The organism is Rhodococcus sp. 06-156-4 (assembly GCF_002259345.1).
Taxonomy (GTDB): Bacteria; Actinomycetota; Actinomycetes; order Mycobacteriales; family Mycobacteriaceae; genus Rhodococcoides; species Rhodococcoides fascians_E.
In genome coordinates this window covers 337,655-358,342 of sequence record NZ_NPGB01000031.1, presented here as the reverse complement: position 1 = coordinate 358,342, position 20,688 = coordinate 337,655, and the positions used below count along the sequence as shown (strand labels likewise).

The following is a 20,688-nucleotide window of genomic DNA, read 5'->3' as shown; positions in this document are numbered from 1 at the left end:
CGTGTCCACCGCTGCAGCCACCGCACCGAAGCCCCCTGAAGCATCGTCGTCGACGCGTATGTCGGCGGGAGTCGTTGCCGTCGTCTCCGGTGTCATCGCAGTCCTCGCCGCGATTCTGACGCCGCTGCTGCCGGTGACCCAGGACTCGGCGTCGATCAGCTGGCCGCAGAACGGAACGCTGAACTCGGTCGAGGCTCCGCTCGTCTCGTACTCGCCGTTGTCGCTCGATGCCACGATTCCGTGCAACATCATCGCCTCCGCAGCGCCCGGCACGCTCGTACTCTCGACCACCGCTCCCGGCGCACCGGACGCCCAGGGCGTCGGCCTCGTCGTCTCCCGCACCGATTCCGGCCTGCAGGCCGTCCTGCGCGAGAAGGTTCTGCTGTCGCTGACCGACGCCGAACTCGCGTCGTGCTCGTCGGTGACCATCAGTTCGACCGATACGTCGACGACCGCGTCGGCGACGGGCACCGACGTCACCGGAACGATCGACGGCGACGCACGTCCCCAGACCGTGGGAATCTTCACCGAACTGCAGGGTGCCGCACCGGCGGACCTGAACGTCGACGTCCAGATCGACTCCCGCTTCTCCTCGACCCCCACCGTTCTGAAGAAACTCGCGATGGCCGCCGCGGTGATCTTCACGATCATCTCGCTCGTCGCGTTGCACCGACTCGATCTGCTCGACGAACGCAGCAGCCGCCGCTTCTTCCCGGCACGGTGGCTCCGCATCACCGTCGTCGACGGGGTCGTCATCGCAGTACTGGCCGTGTGGCACTTCATCGGCGCCAACACCTCCGACGACGGCTACCTGCTGACCATGGCACGCGTATCCGAGCACGCCGGGTACATGGCCAACTACTACCGCTGGTTCGGCGTCCCCGAAGCACCGTTCGGGATGCCGTACTACGACATGCTCGCCGCGTTCGCGAAGATCTCCACAGCCAGCCCGTGGATGCGGTTGCCGGCGCTGATCGCCGCGCTTGTGTGCTGGGCCGTGGTCAGCCGCGAGGTCATCCCGCGTCTCGGTCGCGCCGTCCGCTCCAACAAGGTCGCGATCTGGACCGCTGGCCTGGTGTTCCTCGCCTTCTGGCTGCCCTACAACAACGGCCTGCGACCCGAGCCGATCATCGCTCTCGGCGCCCTGCTGACGTGGTGCTCCATCGAACGCGCCGTCGCGACCGGCCGACTGTTGCCCGCGGCCGTCGCGGTCCTCATCGCCGCGTTCTCGCTCGCCGCAGGCCCGACGGGTCTGATCTGCGTTGCCGCGCTCCTCGCCGGCGGACGCCCCCTCGTGCGCATCGTCATCGCCCGCGCCCGCATCGTCGGCTACGCACCCGTCCTGGCCCCGATCCTGGCGTCGGGAGTCGTCATCGTCGCCGCCGTGTTCGCCGACCAGACCGTCTCGACAGTCCTCGAAGCCACCCGCGCCCGCGCAGCCGTCGGACCGAACGTCGCCTGGTTCAACGAGCGCGCACGCTGGGACTCCCTCATGGAGATCACCCCCGACGGCTCCCTCGCACGGCGCTTCGCCGTCTTCGCGATGATCCTGTGCGTGATCGTCACCATCGTCGTCATGCTCCGACGAGGCGGCCGCATCCCCGGCGTCGCGATCGGACCGTCCAGGCGCATCGTCGGCATCGTGATCGGCGCCCTCGCCCTGATGATGTTCACTCCCACCAAGTGGACCCACCACTTCGGTGTCTACGCGGGCCTGGCCGCATCGCTCGCTGCCGTCGCGGCGGTCGCCGTCGCGTCGGCCACCCGGGACAACGCACGCAACCGCACTCTGTTCACCGCTGCCGTGCTGTTCCTGGCCGCGCTCGCGTTCACCGGCTCCAACGGCTGGTGGTACGTCTCGAGCTACGGAATCCCCTGGTTCGACAAGCCTCCGATGATCCTCGGCAAAGGCTTCTCCACCATTTTCCTCGGACTGACCGTGCTCGCGTTGCTGTACGCAGGCTGGCAACACCTCCGCGCGCCGTACCGAACCAGCACCCGTTCCGCACGCTTCGGAGTCTCCGCGCTGACGGTGATGGCCGCATTCGTCGTACTGTTCGAGCTCGCGTCCTTCGCCAAAGGCATCGTCGCCCAGTACCCGGCGTACTCGGTGGCCCGCTCCAACCTGAACGCGCTCGCAGGCAACTCCTGCTCCCTCGCGAACGACGTTCTCGTCGAAGAAGATCCGAACAGCTCGATGCTGACACCGATCGATTCCACCGTCCAGAATGCACTGGCCGGACCGAACACCGTCGGCTTCACCCCCGACGGAATCCCCAACGATCTCACCGCCGACGAAGAAGACGTCTCCCAGGAGAGCACCCGCGGATTCAGCAACGACCCCGACAGCGGCACCGACTCCGACACTCAGGGACCCACCTCCGCAGGTTCCTCCGGCACCCAAGGCGGCACCACCGAAGCCACCGGCATCAACGGAAGCTCCGTCGCACTGCCGTTCGGGCTCGACCCGTCGCGCACGCCCGTCCTCGGTAGCTACGGCGCCGACACCGCGGAACCCGCAACCCTCGAAACCGAATGGTTCTCCCTTCCGTCGGATGCGGACCGATCGGGTCGATCCGCGGGCTCCGCTCCTGGCAACGATTTCATCGCGATCAGCGCCGCCGGGCGCATCCGATCCGTCGACTCCGACGGCATCGTGGCCTCCGGCCAGCCGCTCGAGGTGGAGTACGCCGCGGGCGATCAGGTCCTCGGCCGCGTCACCCCGATCGACATCGGGCCCCAGCCGTCGTGGCGCAACCTGCGCGTGCCCCTGTCGGACATCCCACGTGAAGCCGACCGCATCCGCCTCGTCGCAACCGACGGCGACATCTCACCGGATCAATGGCTCGCCGTGACGCCGCCGCGGATCCCCCGCACGACCCCACTCGTCGACGTCATCGGACCCGACGTGCCCGTCATGCTGGACTGGACCGTCGCACTGGGCTTCCCGTGCCAGCGCCCGTTCGACCACAAGGACGGCGTCGCGGAACTGCCGGAGTACCGCATCCTGCCGGACCGCAGCGGTGCCGCCGCACACAGTCCGGTGATGGACGCCTTCGGCGGTGGGCCGCTCGGCTGGCAACAACTCGTGCTGTCCGCCCAGGTTGTCCCGACCTATCTGAACAATGATCTCGATCGCGACTGGGGCTCGCTCGAGAGATTCATCCCACTGGACACGTCGGCGACGCCGGCAGAATTGACGGTCGGAACCGTCACCCGCAGCGGGTGGGAGACCGAAGGTCCGATAAGGGTCGGATGAAACCGGCATACAGCCGGTTTCATCGCGATGCGGGTGCGGTGAACCGATCACGTTCGAATAACATCGACAACCGTGCCCGACGCCGTGAATGATTCTCCCGCCGTGCCCGACGCCCCCCAGCCGAAGGGTTCGGTGTCGAAGGGCACCGGGACCGATCTGCGATCCACGGTGCGTACGACGCGTCTGGTCGCGATCGTCACGGGTCTTCTCGGTGCCGTCCTGGCTCTCCTGACGCCGTTCCTGCCCGTCGTGCAGACGACGTCGACCATCTCGTGGCCGGAATCGGGCTCGATCCAGGACATCGACGCCCCGCTCGTCTCGCAGGCGCCGATCTCCCTGACCGCGACCATCCCGTGTTCCGCGGTGGCCGCACTACCCCCGCAGGGCGGGCTGCTGCTCGCCACTGCGCCGCCTCAGGGCGAGGGTGCCGCGCTCAACAGCCTGTTCGTGCGAGTGAACGAGGGTTCGGTCGACGTACTGGACCGCAACGTCGTCGTCGCGTCGGCACCGCGCGAGGACGTACAGGGCGCAGCCTGCAGCTCCATCGAGATCACCTCGAACATCGACTACACCTCGGCATCGTTCACCGGCCTCGTCGACGACGAAGGCCTCGAACGCACCGGACGTCTCGACGGTGACCTGCGGCCCCAGGTCGTCGGCGTCTTCACCGACCTCGACGGCGCCGCACCCGCCGGACTGAACGTCACCATCGACGTCGACTCGCGCTTCTCCTCCAGCCCGACGATCCTGAAGCTGCTGGCGATGATTCTCGCGGTGGTCTGCACGATCATCGCCGTCACCGCCCTCGGTCGCCTCGACGGCATCGACGGACGCGGTCACCGACGGTTCTTCCCGTCGCATTGGTGGAAGTTCACCGGAGTCGACGTCACCGTCGTCGGAGTCCTCGTCGGCTGGCACTTCGTCGGCGCCAACACCTCGGACGACGGCTACCTGCTGACCATGGCTCGGGCCGCGGACCAGTCGGGCTACATGGCCAACTACTTCCGTTGGTTCGGAGTCCCCGAGGCCCCGTTCGGGTGGTACTACGACGTCCTCGCCGTCTTCGCGAAGATCTCCACCGCCAGCCCCTGGATGCGCCTGCCAGCCCTGATCGCCGGCGTTCTCTGCTGGATGGTCATCAGCCGCGAGGTCGTCCCGCGTCTCGGCCGTGCAGTACGCAAGTCCAACGTGGCGCTGTGGACCGGCGGACTCGTGTTCCTCGCGTTCTGGCTGCCCTACAACAACGGCCTCCGCCCCGAGCCCATCGTCGCGCTCGGCGCCCTCCTGACGTGGTGCTCCATCGAACGGGCCATCGCCACCGGCCGACTGCTTCCTGCTGCGACGGCGTTCCTGATCGGCGCGTTCACCCTCGCCTCGGCGCCGACGGGCCTGATGTGTGTCGCTGCCCTGTTGGCCGGAGCGCGGCCCATGGCGCGCATCGTCGTTCGACGCCACCGCCTGGTCGGCACCCTGCCGCTTCTCGCACCGCTCGCTGCCGCCGGCTTCCTGGTCCTCGTCGTCGTCTTCGCCGATCAGACCTACGCGACGGTCATGGAGTCGACGCGTGTGCGCACGGCAATCGGCCCCAACGAGCAGTGGTACCAGGACTTCCTGCGCTACTACTATCTGTTCGTCCAAACGGTCGACGGTTCCGTCGCTCGCCGCTTCGCATTCCTCGTGATGCTGCTGTGCCTGTTCTCGACGCTGTTCATCCTGCTGCGACGCAGGCGAGTTCCCGGAATCTCCAACGGACCGGCCTGGCGTCTCATCGGCGTCGTGTTCGGAACGATCTTCTTCATGATGTTCAACCCGACCAAGTGGACCCACCACTTCGGGTCGTACGCAGGCATCGCGGGCAGCCTCGCCGCGCTGACCGCCGTCGCGATCTCCGCCAGCGCGTTGAGGTCTCGCCGAAACCGAACGATATTCCTCGCCGGCCTGATGTTCGTGCTGGCACTGGCGTTCTCGGGAATCAACGGGTACTGGTACGTGTCGAGCTACGGCGTGCCGTGGTTCGACAAGACCGTCTCGCTCGGCGGAAACGAATCCAACACCCTGTTCCTCGTGCTTTTCGCCGCCGCACTCGCGTTGGCGGGATGGCAGTACCTCCGTGAGGGTTACGCACCGCCACAACCCCGTGCCGGTAGCGAACGAGGCAGGCGCATCAAGAAATTCGCCGCCGCACCGCTGACGGTGATCGCCGGGCTCATGGTGCTGTTCGAAGTCCTCTCCCTCGTCAAGGGAGCAGTGTCCCAGTACCCCGCCTACTCGCTCGCACGCTCGAACGTCCAGGCCCTCACCGGCAACTCGTGCGGCCTCGCGAACGACGTGCTGGTGGAATCGAACCCCAACGCCGGCATCCTGAACCCCATCCCGTCGGCGTTCGACCCACAGACCGGCCCACTCGGAGGTGAAACCCCATCGGGCTTCACCCCCAACGGAATTCCCACCGACCTCAGCGCCGACGCCGTCGAGGTGAAACCCGGACAGGGCAACACCGACCAGCAGAGCGTCGGACCCGCATTCGAAGAAGGCCAGAGCTCGGGCACCGGCGGCGGCATCGGCGCCCTCGGCGTCAACGGCTCCACCGCAGCCCTGCCCTTCGGACTGGACCCGGCCACCACCCCCGTCCTCGGCTCCTACCAGCCAGGCATCCAGGAACCCGCGTCGGCGACCTCGAGCTGGTACTCACTGCCCGAGCGCTCCGACAGCGCACCGCTGATCGTCGTGTCCGCCGCAGGCCGCATCCTGTCCTACGACGACACGGGCGCCATGACATACGGCCAGTCGCTCCTCGTCGAGTACGGCACGCGTCAGCCCAACGGAACCGTCGACGTCAAGGGCACCTACCTGCCCCGCGACATCGGACCCGCACCGTCGTGGCGCAACCTCCGCATCCCCATCGCGGACCTGCCCGCCGACGCCGACGCCGTGCGCATCGTCGCCAACGACCCCAACCTCACCGGCGACCAGTGGTTCGCATTCACGCCACCGCGAGTACCTCAGCTGGAGAAGCTGAACGACCTCATCGGTAGCGAACAGCCCGTACTGCTCGACTGGGCCGTAGGACTGCAGTTCCCCTGCCAGCGCCCGTTCGACCACGAATACGGCGTCGCCGAAGTACCCGGATACCGCATCCTCCCGGACCGCCCACTGGCCGTCAGCTCCACCGACACCTGGCAGTCCGGCGACAACGGCGGCCCCCTCGGCTGGAGCGAACTCCTCGCCCGTCCCGTCACCGTCCCGACGTACCTCGACCGCGACTGGGCTCGCGACTGGGGCTCGCTCGAACGGTACGAGCAGTACTACCCCGGCGCCGTACCGGCAACACTCGACACCAACGAAGTCACCAGGTCCGGCTTCTGGACGCCAGGGAACTTGAGGGTGTTCGATCGGTAGAGCTCGTTGCCCTTCACCGGGTCATACCGCGGTAGTACTCGTGATTGATCCTCTGGACGGATGATTCCATCCTCGATCCGCGGCAGGGTCGAGGCATGGACATCGTCAGAACTCACAGCCTCGTCAAGCGATACGACAACCACACCGTCGTCGACGACGTGAACCTCGCCATTCCCGAGGGCTGCGTCTACGGTTTCCTCGGTCCCAACGGATCGGGCAAGTCGACGACGATGAAAATGCTGCTGTCTCTGATCCGGCCGACTTCCGGTGAAGTGGAAGTGTTCGGTCGACCGATGAACTCTGACACCCGACGCGAATTGCTCACCGGGATAGGTTCGTTGATCGAATCACCACCCGGCTACGGTCACCTCACGGGCGCAGAGAACATGAAGATCGTGCAACGATACCTGGGCTCGACCGACGACCAGATCACTCGCGCCGTCGCCACCGTTCGACTGCAGGACCAACTGAACAAGAAGGTGAAGAACTACTCACTCGGAATGAAGCAGAGACTCGGAATCGCCATGGCACTGGCCCGGGAACCCCGACTTCTCGTGCTCGACGAGCCCACCAACGGACTGGATCCCGCGGGAATCGAGGAAATTCGAGCCCTGCTGAAGCATCTCGCCGAGCACGGAGTGACCGTCATGGTGTCGTCGCACCTCCTCGGCGAGATCGACAAGACGGCGAACGTACTTGGAATTCTCAGCGAGGGGCGACTGATCTTCCAAGGCAGCCGCGACCAACTTCTTGCCGCCTCCACTCCCGACGTCGTCATCGACATCCTCGGTTCAGACAACCCCAATTCCACTGCTGAACAACAGCTTCGGGATCGAGAGACGCTGCGTATCCCATCCGTCGACGACCTTCACACCGCCCACGTCGTCGGCGAACTCGTCGCATCCGGAGCCGGGGTCTACGGAGTCCGGCGAGACGAGCAGTCACTCGACGACGTCTTCATGAACCTCACGAGCGGCGGAAGACTGTGAACGTACTACGCAACGAGTTCGCCAAACTGCGGCATCTGCACCTCGTGGCCCTTGCTGCGTCGATGACCGCCGGCATCGTCGCGCTGACCGTCGTCGGAACGATGACAGGGAATGCCGCACAGCACGCCTCGGCACTGTCCCTCGCCGGACTGTCCCTCGCGTTTCCTCTCGTCTCGCCGCTCATGATCGCCGTAGTCGCAAGCCGAACCATCGACATCGAACATCACGGCAACGGATGGCTTCTCAGTCGCGCCACCGGAGTGACCCTCGGTGAACTCCTACGTGCCAAGGTGGTATCCGCTGGACTCGTCGTCACCACGGCGACAGTCGTGGCCGTCTCCCTCGGTGCGCTACTCGGCGGAACGAAGCCGCTGTGGACATGGCTCGGTTACGCAGGCGCGATGGTCGTCGTCAATCTCGCGGTCCTGACGCTGCACCTGACGGTTTCGACACTCGCGGTCAACCAGCTGATCTCGCTGGGAATCGGCGTTCTGGGCACCGTCGTCGCGATCTGCGCATCCGGATTTCCCTCGTGGCTGGCACATCTCACACCGTGGGGATACTACGCACTCGCGTCCGCCGCGGACTACCGAGGCGACCACGTCATGACACTGTCCCCGTCCTACACCAGTGTGGCCGGGCTCGCCGTCGTCGGCGTCGCACTGTTTCTGTTCGTCACGGCTCGGCTCGATCGACAGGAGTTTCTGGCATGAACACCGTTGCCGCCGAACTGATCAAACTCAAACGATCCCAGAGCCTGACCGTCGTGATCCTGCTGCCCATCCTGATAGTCGGAGTCGGATCATTCAACACAGTTCTGTCCGGAGAACAACTTCAGAACGGTTGGCACACACTCTGGTTGCGAACGGTGGTGTTCCACGGCCTCTTCCCGCTCGCACTGGGAGTCGCCCTCCTGGCATCGCTGATCTGGAAACCCGAGCACGACAGGGGGAACTGGAATTTCCTGATGAGCGGCCGGGCCCCCTCGCTACGAATCGTCGTCGCCAAGACCTCGGTCGTGGCACTCCTTACCGCTGCCATGCAGGTGTCGATGGTCGCAACAGTCCTCGTCGTCGGCAAACTGGTGTTCGGACTGGACGGACCACTGCCCGCGCCGTTGTGGATCGCCGCCGGGTTGACCATCTTCGCGGCGGTTCCGCTGGCCGCAGTGCAGTCCGCACTGTCGATGCTCGTCGGATCCTTCGCCGTACCGATTGCCCTTGCGCTCGTCGGCGCAGGCGTCTCGGCATTCCTGCTCACCGCCGACGTCGGTGCCGCCATCGTCGTACTGCCGCATGCGTTGGTCTCGCGCGCAACACAACTCGCCACCGGCACCTTCGGAGACGGTGGCTCGCTCACCGCGGCATCCACCCTGTCCGTCGTCGGCGCGACCATATTTCTCTCTGCGGTGGCAATTGTCGGCTCGAGCAGAATCCTCGACCGTCGGGATGGTCGTTCCTGATCACGTGACGGGCCCAGGCACGCGTTCAGGCGTCGCGAAATTCCTGGGTGAGCGCGCCACCTTCCCAGTCCCATCGGCCGTCGGCCGCGCCTGCCATCAGCAGTTGCTTGATGGCACCATGGTCGACCGACGACGGAAGATTCAAAGCGAGCAAGTTGAACTGTTCGGCGCCTTCGCCTTCGGCACCCAGTTCCCCGAACACGTCCATCACCGACTGAAGGGTCTCCCCGCCGTCCCGCAACGGGATGACTCTGACCGTGCAGTTGTCCGACGGTTCGACGGTGTCCTGGACGACGAGTTCGCCGTCCGCGTTCTCCTCGACACGGACGATGTCGCCTTCGGCAGCGCCCCGAACGAAGAACGGCGTGTTGTTGAGCTCGACGAGATCGTCACCACGGGGTATCGCCCACATACGCTCGGAACCCACAGGTGGCCAGTTGTCCTCGGTCCTGGGCAGCTCGAAGACCACCTTCACCAATGCCGTCGTTTCACGCCCCGCAGTCATTCGGACAGCATGCCAGACCACCTCGAACTCTTCACCGACACATCAGGCACCGGAAACGTGGACCGAGGGAGCGACGGCGGTCCTTGCTCAGCATGCGGTAGGGGGCAGCCACCCAGCAACAGTCAGATCGGGAACAGGTGGTGCTTCCGTGGGTTCTTGAAGACTTCCTTGTCCTTCAGCAATTTCAGCGCCTTGCGGAGCTCGAGGCGGGTGCTCGAGGGCTCGATGACGGCGTCGATGTAGCCACGCTCCGCGGCGACCCAGGGAGTGGCCACGTGCTCGTTGTAGAAGTTGATGAGCTGCTGACGCACGGCGGGAGCGTTCTCTCCTGCGGCGGCCATCTGCTTGCGGCCGATGATGTTGACGGCACCTTCGGCACCCATGACGGCGATACGCGCTGTGGGCCAAGCGAAGTTGATGTCGGCACCGAGCTGCTTGCAACCCATGACGGCGTAACCGCCGCCGTAGGCCTTGCGGACGACGACGGTGACCTTGGGTACCGATGCTTCGATGTAGGAGAACAGGAATCGGCCACCGCGTTTGATGACGCCGACCTTCTCCTGGTCGACGCCGGGGAGGAAGCCGGGTGTGTCGACGAGGAAGACCAGCGGAATGTTGTAGGCGTCGCAGATGCGCACGAAACGTGCTGCCTTGTCGGCACTGTCGGCGTCGAGCGCACCGGAAAGGTACATCGGCTGGTTGGCGACGACACCGACGGACCGGCCGTCGACACGGGTCAGACCGGTGATGACGTTGGGTGCGATCTCCGACGACATCTCCAGGAATTGACCGTCGTCGAACAGCCGAAGGATGATGTCGTGCATGTCGTAACCGGCGTTGTCGGCGTCGGGCATGATCTTGTTGAGCGACAGGTCGGAGTCCGTCACCTCGGGTTCGAGACCCGGGTTGACGACGGGTGGGTCTTCCTGGCAGCTCGACGGCATGTAGCTGAGGTAGTTGCGAACCCAGTCGAACGCAGCCTTCTCGTCGGGCGCGACGTGGTGCACGTTGCCGTACTGCGCCTGCTTGCGCGCACTTCCGAGGTCGTCGAGGCTGACGTCCTCGCCGGTCACGGACTTGATGATGTCCGGTCCGGTGACGAACATGTACGCCTCTTCGGTGGCGACCACGACGTCGGTGTTGATGGGCGCGTAGACGGCACCGCCTGCGCACTTGCCGAGGATGACCGAGATCTGCGGGCACATTCCGGACAGCGGCTCGTGGCGACGCCCCAGTTCGGCGTACCAGGCCAGGGACGTCACGGCGTCCTGCACGCGAGCGCCACCGGAGTCGTTGATGCCGATGACCGGGCATCCGACCCTGATGGCGAAGTCCATCACGCCGGCGACCTTGCGGCCGAACATCTCACCGACGGTTCCGCCGAACACCGTCTGGTCGTGCGAGAAGACGGCGACGGGGCGACCGTCGACTGTTCCGTGACCGGTGACGACACCGTCGCTGTAGAGAGCCGACGGGTCGTTGGGCGCTTTCACCAAGGCGCCGATCTCGACGAAGCTGCCGGGATCGAGCAGCATGTCGATGCGTTGCCGGGCACTGGGGATGCCCTTCTTCGCGCGCTTGGCGATACCGATCTCACCTGCCGGTTCCTTGGCAAGTTCGAGGTTGGCCCGCAAGTCGGCCAACTTTTCGGCGGTAGTACCAGTCAAGATTTAGTCTCCGGTTCTCAGCGACTCGATCTCATCGAGCTTCTTCGTCATGTGTGCCGCAATTCGTCCAATGTACGGCTCATCGACGACGGCGAGATGGTCGCCTCCGATTTGCACGATCTCGAGATCCTTCACGACCGGTCCCCAGCCGCCGTGATCCTCACGAGTGGCGTAGGCAGGCTCGAGCGCGATGGCGTCGTCGTGGTACTTGTCCGCCATGTACAGCGTCACCGGGCCGCCGTACGGCTTGAGCTCCGCTGTTTCGATCGCGCGGTTGTCCAGCCACGACGTGCGTTGGTGCTCGATGATTCCGCCCGGGATCTTGGCGCCGCTGAGCTTGACCAGATCGGTGATGATCCGGATCTGGCCTTCGTCGTCGGCTTCGACGAGCTTGTCGTACGGAATCGGGTAGTCGACGTCGTACGTCTTCTTCGCGAACTTCGCGTACCGCTCCCACCGACGACGAACCTCGTCCTTGGTGTCGGGAATCTTCGCACCCGGCATGACGGTGTCGAGGAGTCCGACGTACGCGACCTCGATGCCCTCTTCCTCCATCTGACGGGCGACCTCGTAGGCCAGGATGCCGCCGAGGGACCATCCGACGAAGACGTACGGGCCCTCCGGCTGGATCGCCTTGATCAGCGGAACGTACTCCGCCGCACGGACCGAAATCGGCCCCTCGACGCGCTCCAACCCGTACATCGGCGTACCCGCAGGGAGCTTGCGCAGCAGTGGTTCGTACGCGACCGTCGAGCTGCCGGCCGAGTGGAACGCGAACACCGGTGTCGCGGTGGATCCTTCCGGACGCGGACGCAGATTGCGGACGAGACCGTCGATCTCTCCGCCCTCGAGGTGCGGACGCACCTTGTCCGCGAGCTGCTCGATCGTCTCCGAATCCAGCACGTCGTCGAAGGTGATCTCGCCGCCGGCCCGCTCGGTGAGGCGCGCCGCCAACTTCTCCGCGGTCTCGTCGTCGAGAATCGGGAGCGTGTTGAAGATGCCCTTGGCGGATTCCTTCGTCACCACAGCCCACGTCGCGAACGTCATGCGCTCGGCGTTGTCACGTGGCGGAACATCGGATCCCGCTGCTTCCGCGAAAGCTTCCTTGCCGCCGAGATCGGTCTGCGCGGACGGCGCCGGCTGGTACTCCGCACTCGGCGTCGCAACCTCGTCCGACGCGACCGCGGTGTCGACTGCCGCGTCCCGTGCCCCCGCTCCGGCCTCGGCAGCCTTCTCGGCTTCCTTTTCCGCTTCCTTCTCGGCCGCCTGCTTGTCTGCGAGAGCCTGAACTTCCTCACGGTTCTCGATCGCGTACCGCAGGTACTTCTCCACCTCGAGGAGGTTTGCGTCCCGGACGGCCTGCAATTGAACAGTGGGGATGTCGAACTCGTACTCCACGCGGTTCTTGATGCGGACGGCGCTCAGGGAATCGAGACCGAGCTCGATGAGCGGGATCTCGGGAGGCAGGTCCTCGGGGGCGTACCCCATGGACTCGGCGACGATGATGGCCAGGCGGTCTTCGAGCTTCTGGTTGCCGTTGGGATCCCAACGATCACCGAAGTCCTCGACAACCTCCGGCAACTCCTCCACTCCGGGCCGGCCACGGTCCGCGACACCCGTGGAAGGCTCGGCGACAACAGGTTCCGGCAGCGCCTCGCCCGACGTCACGACGGCGTCGTGCAGCAACGTGAACGACGAGCCCGCGTGTGCGTGCACCTGGACGGACGCTCCCCCGAGGTGCGGGGTCAGCGTGGTCACCAAGGTTCCTGCGGTCGGGATGGCGGCGTGCGACACCGATGCACCGAGCGCAACGCCCGAGAAGACCTGCGCTGCCGCGGCTTCGACCAGAGTTCCAAAAGACTCGACGCTCGGCGCCTCGACCTCCCAGACGTGCCTGCCGTCCGGGAGGGCGACGTGCGATCCCGGAATACGGCCGCTACCACTGGAATTGACGCGAGTGTTCAGCCAGAACTCCTTGCGGAGGTAGGCCGTACGCGGGATGGGAGCGTAGCCACCTTCGGCGAAGAGAGTCGGCAGATCCAGGGCATGGCCGTGGACGTACAGCTGCGCCAGGGCAGCGAGGAACGTCTCGGACTCGTCTTCCTTGCGCTTCAAGGTGGGAATCAGCGTCGAGTCCGCAACACCGGCAGCCCATGCCGTCGCCGCCACGGACATCAGCGCGACAGGATTGGGAGCCAGTTCGACGAACGTCGTGTGGCCGTCTCCGACAGCAACATTGACGGCCTGGGTGAAGTTCACCGGGTGCCGCATGCCCTTGACCCAGTAGTCGACGCCGTGGATGGCCTCGTGTCCGACGCGGTAGTGCGCCTCGAGATCGACGGACGAGTAGACCCCGGCCGTCAGCGTGCTGGGCTCGATGCCTGCAAGTTCGGCGGCGAGTTCGCCGAGCAGCGGATCGACGGCGGACGTGTGGCCCGCGCCCTTGACGTCGAGAAGGCGAGCCATCTTTCCGGCTGCTTCGGCGACGGTGACAAGTTCTTCCACCTGCGCACGAGGCCCACCGACGGTGGTGTGCGTCGGCGCTGCGTACACGCAGGGCTCCACGTCCGGGAACTGATCGGTCAGGGCAGTGACCTCGTCGGCGGTGTACTCCACCAATGCCATTGCGCCCTGCGACGCGGCTCCCAGACCGTCCTGGCCCTCGGCGAGCAGTCGCGAGCGGGCGTAGATGATCCGCACGGCGTCTTCCAGGTTGAGCCCGCCTGCGACGTATGCGGCGGCGACCTCACCCATCGAGTGCCCGATGACGGCGGCGGGCTCGGCGCCGTGCGCACGAAGCGTTGCAGCCAAAGCGATCTGGATGACGAAGATACCGACCTGCGAGTTCTCGAACTCGTACGTCTGCGAGTCGTCGAGGATGATCTCCTTGATGGAGTAGCCGGCCTCGTCGATCAGCAGTTCGTCGACCTCGTCGAGTGCCGCCGCGAAGATCGGATTGGTGCGGTACAGCGTCGATGCCATCTTGCGATGCTGCGAGCCGAAGCCGGAGAACACCCACACAGCACCGTTGGAGGCCGGCGAATCAGCGGAAAAAACACCCTGCCCGGGCTTACCGGCCGCGATGGCACGAAGCCCCGTGATCGCTTCCGCTCGGGTCTTCGCGAGAACCACTGCACGCGAACGCCCGTGGTTACGCTTGGCCAACGCACGGCCGACGTCCGCAAGAGGCGTCGTGCTGCCTTCTTCGGTCTCGAGCCAGTCGGCGAGATCCGATGCGGCGCGCTTACGGCGCGATGGCAGAGCAGCGGACACCGCGAGGACGACCGTCTCGTCGACCGAAACGGACTGCTCCAGAATTTCTTCGGCCTCGGCGACGGGATCGGTGGTCTCGATCTCCGAGACCGGCGAAACACCCTCTACCAAGACAGCTTCCGGATCAACCGCCTCCGGATCGAAACCCTCCGAAACTTCGTCGGCGACATACTCTTTCACCACGACGTGGGCGTTGGTGCCGCCGAAGCCGAAGCCGGAGATACCCGCGACGGCCTTGCCCGTGTAGCGCGGCCATTCGGAACCCTCGGGAATGACCTTCAGGTGTGCCTTGTCGAAGTCGATGTACGGGTTCGGTCCCGCGTAATTGAGCGAGGCAGGCAGACGATTCTGCTGCATGGCCAGCACGACCTTGATCAAACCTGCTGCACCGGCGGCAGATTCGAGGTGACCGAAGTTGGTCTTGGCCGATCCGAGCAGTGCCGGCTTGTCTGCGTCGCGGCCACGTCCGACGACACGTCCGAGAGCGTCGGCCTCGATGGGGTCACCGAGGATGGTTCCCGTGCCGTGCGCCTCGATGTAGTCGACGCCGGACGGTGCGATACCTGCATCGCGATAGGCGAAGCGCAGCGCGTCGGCCTGAGCATCCGGGCTCGGTGCGAGCAGCCCGTTGGAGCGTCCGTCCTGATTGACGGCCGAGCCTGCGACCACTGCGAGAATGTTGTCGCCGTCGCGCTTGGCGTCCTCGAGCCGCTTGAGTACGACGAGGCCACCACCCTCGGAGCGAATCATGCCGTTGGCGTCGGAGGAGAACGCCTTGATCTTGCCGTCGGGCGCCAGCACACCGGTCTGACCGAAGCCGACGGTAATGGGCGGTGCGAGCAACATGTTGACGCCACCGGCGACGGCGAGGTCCGACTCGCCGGTACGCAGGCTGCGCACGGCCTGGTGGACGGCGACGAGCGAGGACGAGCACGCGGTGTCGACTGCGATGGACGGGCCACGGAAGTCGTAGAAGTACGAGACGCGGTTGGCGACGATGGCCGTCGACGTTCCGGTCAGGGCGTACGGGTGCGCCTTCGGGTCGCTGACGGCGAGGAGCTGATAGTCGTTGGACGAGCTGCCGATGAAGACACCGACCTGCGAGCCCTTGACCGAGCTGGCGGGGATGCGCGCGTGCTCGAGCGCCTCCCAGGTGAGCTCCAGAGCCAGCCGCTGCTGCGGGTCGACGTTGACGACCTCGTTGGGCGACATCGCGAAGAACTCGGCGTCGAACGTCTTGACGTCGTCCAGGTAGCCGCCCTTGGTGACGGTGGCGTAGACGGCTGCCTTGATGGCCGGGTCGGAGGTGAACTCCTCCCAGCGGCCGTCGGGCAGATCGGTGATGCCGTCGCGGCCCTCGCTGAGCAGGGCCCACATCTCCTCGGGGGTGGTGCCTGCTCCGGGGAAACGGGTGGAGACGCCGACGATGGCGATGTCGTGCGAGTCTCCGGCGACGATGCCACGGGTGTAGAAGGAGTCGTCGACATCGCCCGCGGGTACCTCGGGTTCGCCCTCGATGATGATCTTCGCGAGCGACGCGATCGTCGGGTGCTGGTAGACCACCGTCGCGGTAAGCGTGACTCCGACGAGCTCCTCGATCTCACCGCTCAGTGCGACCGCGTCACGCGAGGACAGGCCGAACTCTTCCATCGGCCGGTCGTCGGAGATCTGGTCCGGTGATTGGTTGGTTGCCTCGGCGACCCAGTTCCGTAGCCACTCGCGAAGCTGAGCGACAGTCAAGTCGCCGTCGCCCTCCGCACGCTGGATCTTGTCGGTTTCTTGTTCAGCCATCACTCACCAAGTTACGTGTAGAAGGAAACGGGACCCGATCCGAAGACGTCAGTCCGGCAGTTCCGCGTCGGGGAAGGCCTGCTGCTGGTAGCCGCCGCGCAGGGTGCCCTCGATGTAGGCGGCCTTGCAGGCGCGGCGGGCGATCTTGCCGCTGGAGGTGCGGGGGATGGATCCGGCCGGGACGAGCAGTACGTCGCGGACGGTGACGCCGTGCCGTGCCGAGATGGCGGCGCGGACCTCGTCGGCGATGGGCTGCGGATCTGCCTTGCCCGCGCCCGGGGCGCGCTCGGCGACGATGACGAGTTGCTCGGCGCCGTCCTCGGGATCCTTCGTCAGCGCAGAGCCGCTGAAGTCGAAGACGATGTCCGGGAGCTGGTTGAGCGGGACCGAGAAGGCGGCGACGAAACCGGGGCGCAGTGCCTTGCTGGATTCCTGCGCCGAGAACTCGAGGTCCTGCGGGTAATGATTGCGGCCGTCGACGATGACGAGGTCCTTGACGCGGCCGGTGATGTACAGCTCGCCGTCGTGGTAGACGCCGAAGTCTCCGGTACGCATCCAGTTGGCGCCGTCCGGGGCACCGTCGGCGTGCGAGCCGGTCGCGATGCGGCTGACGAGCTTGTTGTGGAACGTCTCCGTGGTCTCGGTGTCGCGACCCCAGTAGCCCTGACCGATGTTCTCGCCGTGAAGCCAGATCTCGCCGACGTGGTCGTCGGCCTGTTCGGTCGCGGAGTCCGAGTCGACGATCGCTGCCCACTGACTACGAGCGACGGTGCCGGTCGAGACCTGCGGAATCGCGCCCGGGGCGTCGGCGTCGACGACGACGAAGTTGCCTGCGTTGAGCTCGGTGCGGTCGACGTAGACGACCTTGGCCTCGTCGGCATGCTTGCTGGTGGAGACGAACAACGTCGCCTCGGCCATGCCGTAGGACGGCTTGATGGCCGACTTCGGCAGGCCGTACGGGCCGAACGCGTCGTTGAACTTCTTCATCGACGTGGTGGTGACCGGCTCGCTGCCGTTGATGAGGCCGATGACGTTGGAGAGGTCGAGCTTCTCGCCGTTCTTCGGCAGTCCGCGCTGCGCAGCGTGCTCGAACGCGAAGTTCGGGGCGGCAGCGAAGGTGCCTGCACCGTCGGAGACCGCGGCGAGTTCCTTGATCCAGCGCCACGGCCGCTGCACGAACGCGCGGGGGCTCATGATGGTGATGTACTTGCCGCCCAGCGCGGGCAGGATGACCGTCAGCAGGCCCATGTCGTGGAACATCGGCAGCCACGTGACGCCGCGCGAGTCCTCGTTGATCTCCATGCTGTCGACCATCTGCAGCGCATTGACGCCGACCGCGCGGTGCGTGATCTCCACGCCTGCGGGGACGCGGGTGGAGCCGGAGGTGTACTGCAGGTACGCGATGTCGTCGAGCTTGGCGGCGGGCTCGACCCAGGTCTCGCCGACGCTGTCCGGGATGGCGTCGACAGCGATGACGCGGGGGCGCTCCTTGGCGGGGAGTGCGCGGAAGAAGGCGCGGACACCGGCCGCGGAGTTGGTGGCCGTCAGGATCGCGGTAGGGCTGCAGTCGCCGAGGACCGCGTGCAGACGGTCGGTGTGACCGGGCTCGTCGGGGTCGAACAGCGGCACGGCGATGGTGCCTGCGTAGATGGCGCCGAAGAATGCGACGACGTAGTCGAGGCCCTGCGGAGCAAGAATTGCGACGCGATCACCGGGCTGGGTGACCTGCTGCAGCCGTGCTGCCACCGCGCGAAGACGCTTGCCGAACTCGACCCAGGTGAGCTCGTGTGCTTCACCGTCACGTTCGCGGGAGTAATCCATGAACCGATAGGCAAGAGTGTCGGCGTTCTCGGCGACGTTCACCTCGACGTGGCGGACGAGCGTCTTGCCTTCGGCGATGGTGATGTGGCCGTTCTCATCGATGTAGTCATCGAATGTGTGGCTCATGGTGTTCGTTTCTCCTCCGACGGTGTCCGCTGCGATTGCGCTTCCCGAAGCTGGCGCCCCGGAGCTCTTTCGGCCCGCGCCCCGACTTCCTTTTCACTCACGACTCGCACCCGAACTGCGTGAATATTACTAGCTGGTAGCTTGCCTCACGGCAAATACTTGCTGTCTTCGTCATGCTCCTCCGAAACGGCGGCGCATGCCCGGAAGACACGTCCTTCGGTCACTCGCCTTTCAACAGGTCGATGACCGGAGCGAACGCTTCCATCTGAGTGGGGAAAACCCCGACATAGGACATCGTCGTTTTCGCGCGAACGTTACGGATTTGATCTGCGATCTCCTCGTATGTCCCGAATGCGAGGTACGGCGACGTCAGGATGTCCTCGACGCTCAGCTTCACGTCCACGTCGACGTTGGGCGGATATCCGTTGTCCAATGCGGCGAGCGCCATCTCCGCCATCTGCTCGCGATCGTCGGTGACGACGATGGTCGTGATGGCCCAGTTCAGTTCGATCTCGTCGAAGCGATCCCCGGCTGCTGCGCGAATGAGCTCGACGCGTTCGAGGGTCTGCTCGAGCGTCATACCGGAGAGCTTGAGCTTGCCTTCCTTCGTGCTGGCCGGAACCACCGAGATGATGTCCGCGTACTTGGCCGCGAGCGCGAGCATGCGAGGGCCGCCGCCACCGACACAGATGGGAGGACGAGGTCCCTGCCGCGGACGAGGGCTGCCCTTGAGTCCGGAGATCTGGAAGTGCTTGCCCTCGAAGTTGCACTCCTTGCCGCGCAGCAAGGTGTCGAGGATCTCGAGGCTCTCCTCCAGCTTCTCGATGCGGATACCGGGCTTGTCGTACTGGATGCCCGCCTTGTCGTACTCGTCGCGCATCCAGCCCGCGCCGAGACCGAGCTCGAGGCGACCGCCGGACAGCACGTCGATGGTGGCGGCGTCCTTGGCGAGAATCGCCGGATGCCGGAAACCGTTGGCGAGGACAGCCGTACCGAGCCTGATCTTGTCGGTCGCGACGGCCAGGGCGCCCAGCGCAGCGATCGGCCCGACCTGGTTGCCCAGGTGATCGGGGATCATGAAGCTGTCGTACCCGAGCTCCTCCGCCTGCTGAGCCAGCTTGACGAACTTACGCGCCCCGCCCTCCTCCGCGTTGCCTTCTCCGCCTGCCGCGAATCGGAACTTGCGCAGTGCCGTGACGTGCCCTTCTGCGGGCAGATCGGGGGCCTGGGCAGAACACATGTATAGGTCTCCTCGTGCGGTCATCTTCGGTGCCCAGCGCCAATCGCCAGCTGGTCCAAGGCGCCACTCTATCTGCTCACGACATGGGAATACACTTCGCGGGGTACGCCGGGACCACCTTTGTGCGTATTCCTCAGGTGCCCCGAGGCGACCTTGTGAGAACTACACGGGGTGCATCAGGAGTGCGGAATCTCCGGCGCCGACGAGATCAACCCGGCCGCCCAGCCCGCCGTCCACTGCGTCGACGTCGTGCCTGCATCGTCGACGACGAACGAGTTGTACGACGCGTGGACCGGGTTGCCTGCCGCACCCGCGAGGATGCCGATGCTCTGCGGAATGTTGCGCAGCGACAACCCTTCCGAGGGTGCCGCACAGATGAGGTCGCCCGCCGCGCAGATCTGATTCACGCGGTCGTTCAACGCTCCGAAACCGTCCGGACGCGCACCCGTCATCGTGATTCCCGGAAGGTCGAGACCACCGAGCGCGACCTCGGCACCGACGCCGTCGACGGGCGGTCCGATATCTGTTCCCGACGTGCCGTCGCGCCTACCGTCGGCGATCAACGTGACACCGAGGACCTTGTCCGCGGCGACGGGGCCGTTGCCCGCACCGATGTCGGCGGCGATGTCCCCGGCGATGACCGCACCCTGGGAGAAGCCGGCGAGAACGTAGCTCGTCAACGGGCAGCGATCGCTGACGCGAGCCAGTTCGGCTCTGGCCGCGGCGGTGCCTTCGGTCCTGCTGTTGTTGTAGGACTGTTGCCCGTCCGGTGGGAACGCGATCGGGTTGGAGAACTGGGCGACGTACGGAACCGTGTACACGCTCGCCCGCGACGGATCGAACTGTTCCTGCAGCGGGCGGGTCACGTTCAGCATCAGCGACGCCGGGTTGGCCGTCGGGTTGTACGGATCGTCGCCGACGGCCGACTCCCACGTTCCCGGAATCGCGATGACCGCGACGTCGGCGCAATCGGCGGGCTGCGACTGCGGCTGATCGGGCCCTGGCCCCGGCAGAGGCGACGGGATCTCCTTCGGGAGACGTCCGGCCAGCAGGTACCACAGGGCTACGACGATCAGCCCGAGAACGACCACCACTGCGAGCAGCTTCGGCAGCAGCCTTCTCTTGCGCTTCGTTCGATTGGCCATCGACGTGTCCG

Annotated in this window: 11 protein-coding genes; 5 read left to right on the top strand and 6 right to left on the bottom strand. The window is 65.6% G+C overall.

What is annotated here, in order from left to right; genetic code table 11:
- Window positions 1–58 precede the first annotated feature (58 nt).
- From CH290_RS24200 to CH290_RS24180, 5 genes are all read left to right on the top strand, one after another.
- Window positions 59–3,259 (top strand): arabinosyltransferase domain-containing protein, encoded by a 3,201-nt coding sequence (locus tag CH290_RS24200; RefSeq protein ID WP_052083177.1) that lies wholly within the window; start codon window positions 59–61, stop codon window positions 3,257–3,259.
- A 72-nt stretch (window positions 3,260–3,331) separates the two neighbouring features.
- The gene (locus CH290_RS24195; RefSeq protein WP_020111808.1) at window positions 3,332–6,658 is read left to right on the top strand and encodes an arabinosyltransferase domain-containing protein; all 3,327 of its coding nucleotides are present in this window, start codon (window positions 3,332–3,334) and stop codon (window positions 6,656–6,658) included.
- A 95-nt stretch (window positions 6,659–6,753) separates the two neighbouring features.
- On the top strand, window positions 6,754–7,647 hold the full coding sequence (locus CH290_RS24190) for an ABC transporter ATP-binding protein (RefSeq protein ID WP_033189333.1): 894 nt from the start codon (window positions 6,754–6,756) through the stop codon (window positions 7,645–7,647).
- A complete protein-coding gene (locus tag CH290_RS24185) occupies window positions 7,644–8,360 on the top strand; it encodes an ABC transporter permease (protein WP_033189334.1) in 717 nt (238 codons plus the stop codon). Before CH290_RS24190 ends, CH290_RS24185 begins: the two co-directional genes overlap by 4 nt.
- Window positions 8,357–9,109, top strand: a complete 753-nt coding sequence (locus CH290_RS24180) for an ABC transporter permease (RefSeq protein ID WP_033189335.1) — start codon at window positions 8,357–8,359, stop codon at window positions 9,107–9,109. Before CH290_RS24185 ends, CH290_RS24180 begins: the two co-directional genes overlap by 4 nt.
- A gap of 25 nt (window positions 9,110–9,134) precedes the next feature.
- On the opposite strand, the gene CH290_RS24175 is transcribed toward CH290_RS24180, so the two are convergent.
- From CH290_RS24175 to CH290_RS24150, 6 genes are all read right to left on the bottom strand, one after another.
- On the bottom strand, window positions 9,135–9,614 hold the full coding sequence (locus CH290_RS24175) for a DUF4265 domain-containing protein (RefSeq protein ID WP_033189336.1): 480 nt from the start codon (window positions 9,612–9,614) through the stop codon (window positions 9,135–9,137).
- A 122-nt stretch (window positions 9,615–9,736) separates the two neighbouring features.
- Entirely contained in the window at window positions 9,737–11,281 is a 1,545-nt protein-coding gene (locus CH290_RS24170) for an acyl-CoA carboxylase subunit beta (RefSeq protein WP_033189337.1), read from the bottom strand.
- Window positions 11,282–11,284: 3 nt separating this feature from the next.
- Window positions 11,285–16,345: a polyketide synthase Pks13 gene (gene pks13, locus CH290_RS24165; protein WP_033189338.1), complete on the bottom strand. Its 5,061-nt coding sequence runs from the start codon at window positions 16,343–16,345 to the stop codon at window positions 11,285–11,287.
- A 48-nt stretch (window positions 16,346–16,393) separates the two neighbouring features.
- Window positions 16,394–18,292, bottom strand: a complete 1,899-nt coding sequence (gene fadD32 / locus CH290_RS24160; RefSeq protein WP_019667133.1) for a long-chain-fatty-acid--AMP ligase FadD32 — start codon at window positions 18,290–18,292, stop codon at window positions 16,394–16,396.
- 220 nt (window positions 18,293–18,512) lie between these two features.
- Window positions 18,513–19,532 (bottom strand): LLM class F420-dependent oxidoreductase, encoded by a 1,020-nt coding sequence (locus CH290_RS24155; protein ID WP_019667132.1) that lies wholly within the window; start codon window positions 19,530–19,532, stop codon window positions 18,513–18,515.
- Window positions 19,533–19,708: 176 nt separating this feature from the next.
- Window positions 19,709–20,677 carry a cutinase family protein gene (locus CH290_RS24150; RefSeq protein WP_019667131.1) on the bottom strand — a complete coding sequence of 323 codons (969 nt, stop codon included), beginning with the start codon at window positions 20,675–20,677 and terminating at the stop codon, window positions 19,709–19,711.
- Between the last annotated feature and the right edge of the window lie 11 nt (window positions 20,678–20,688).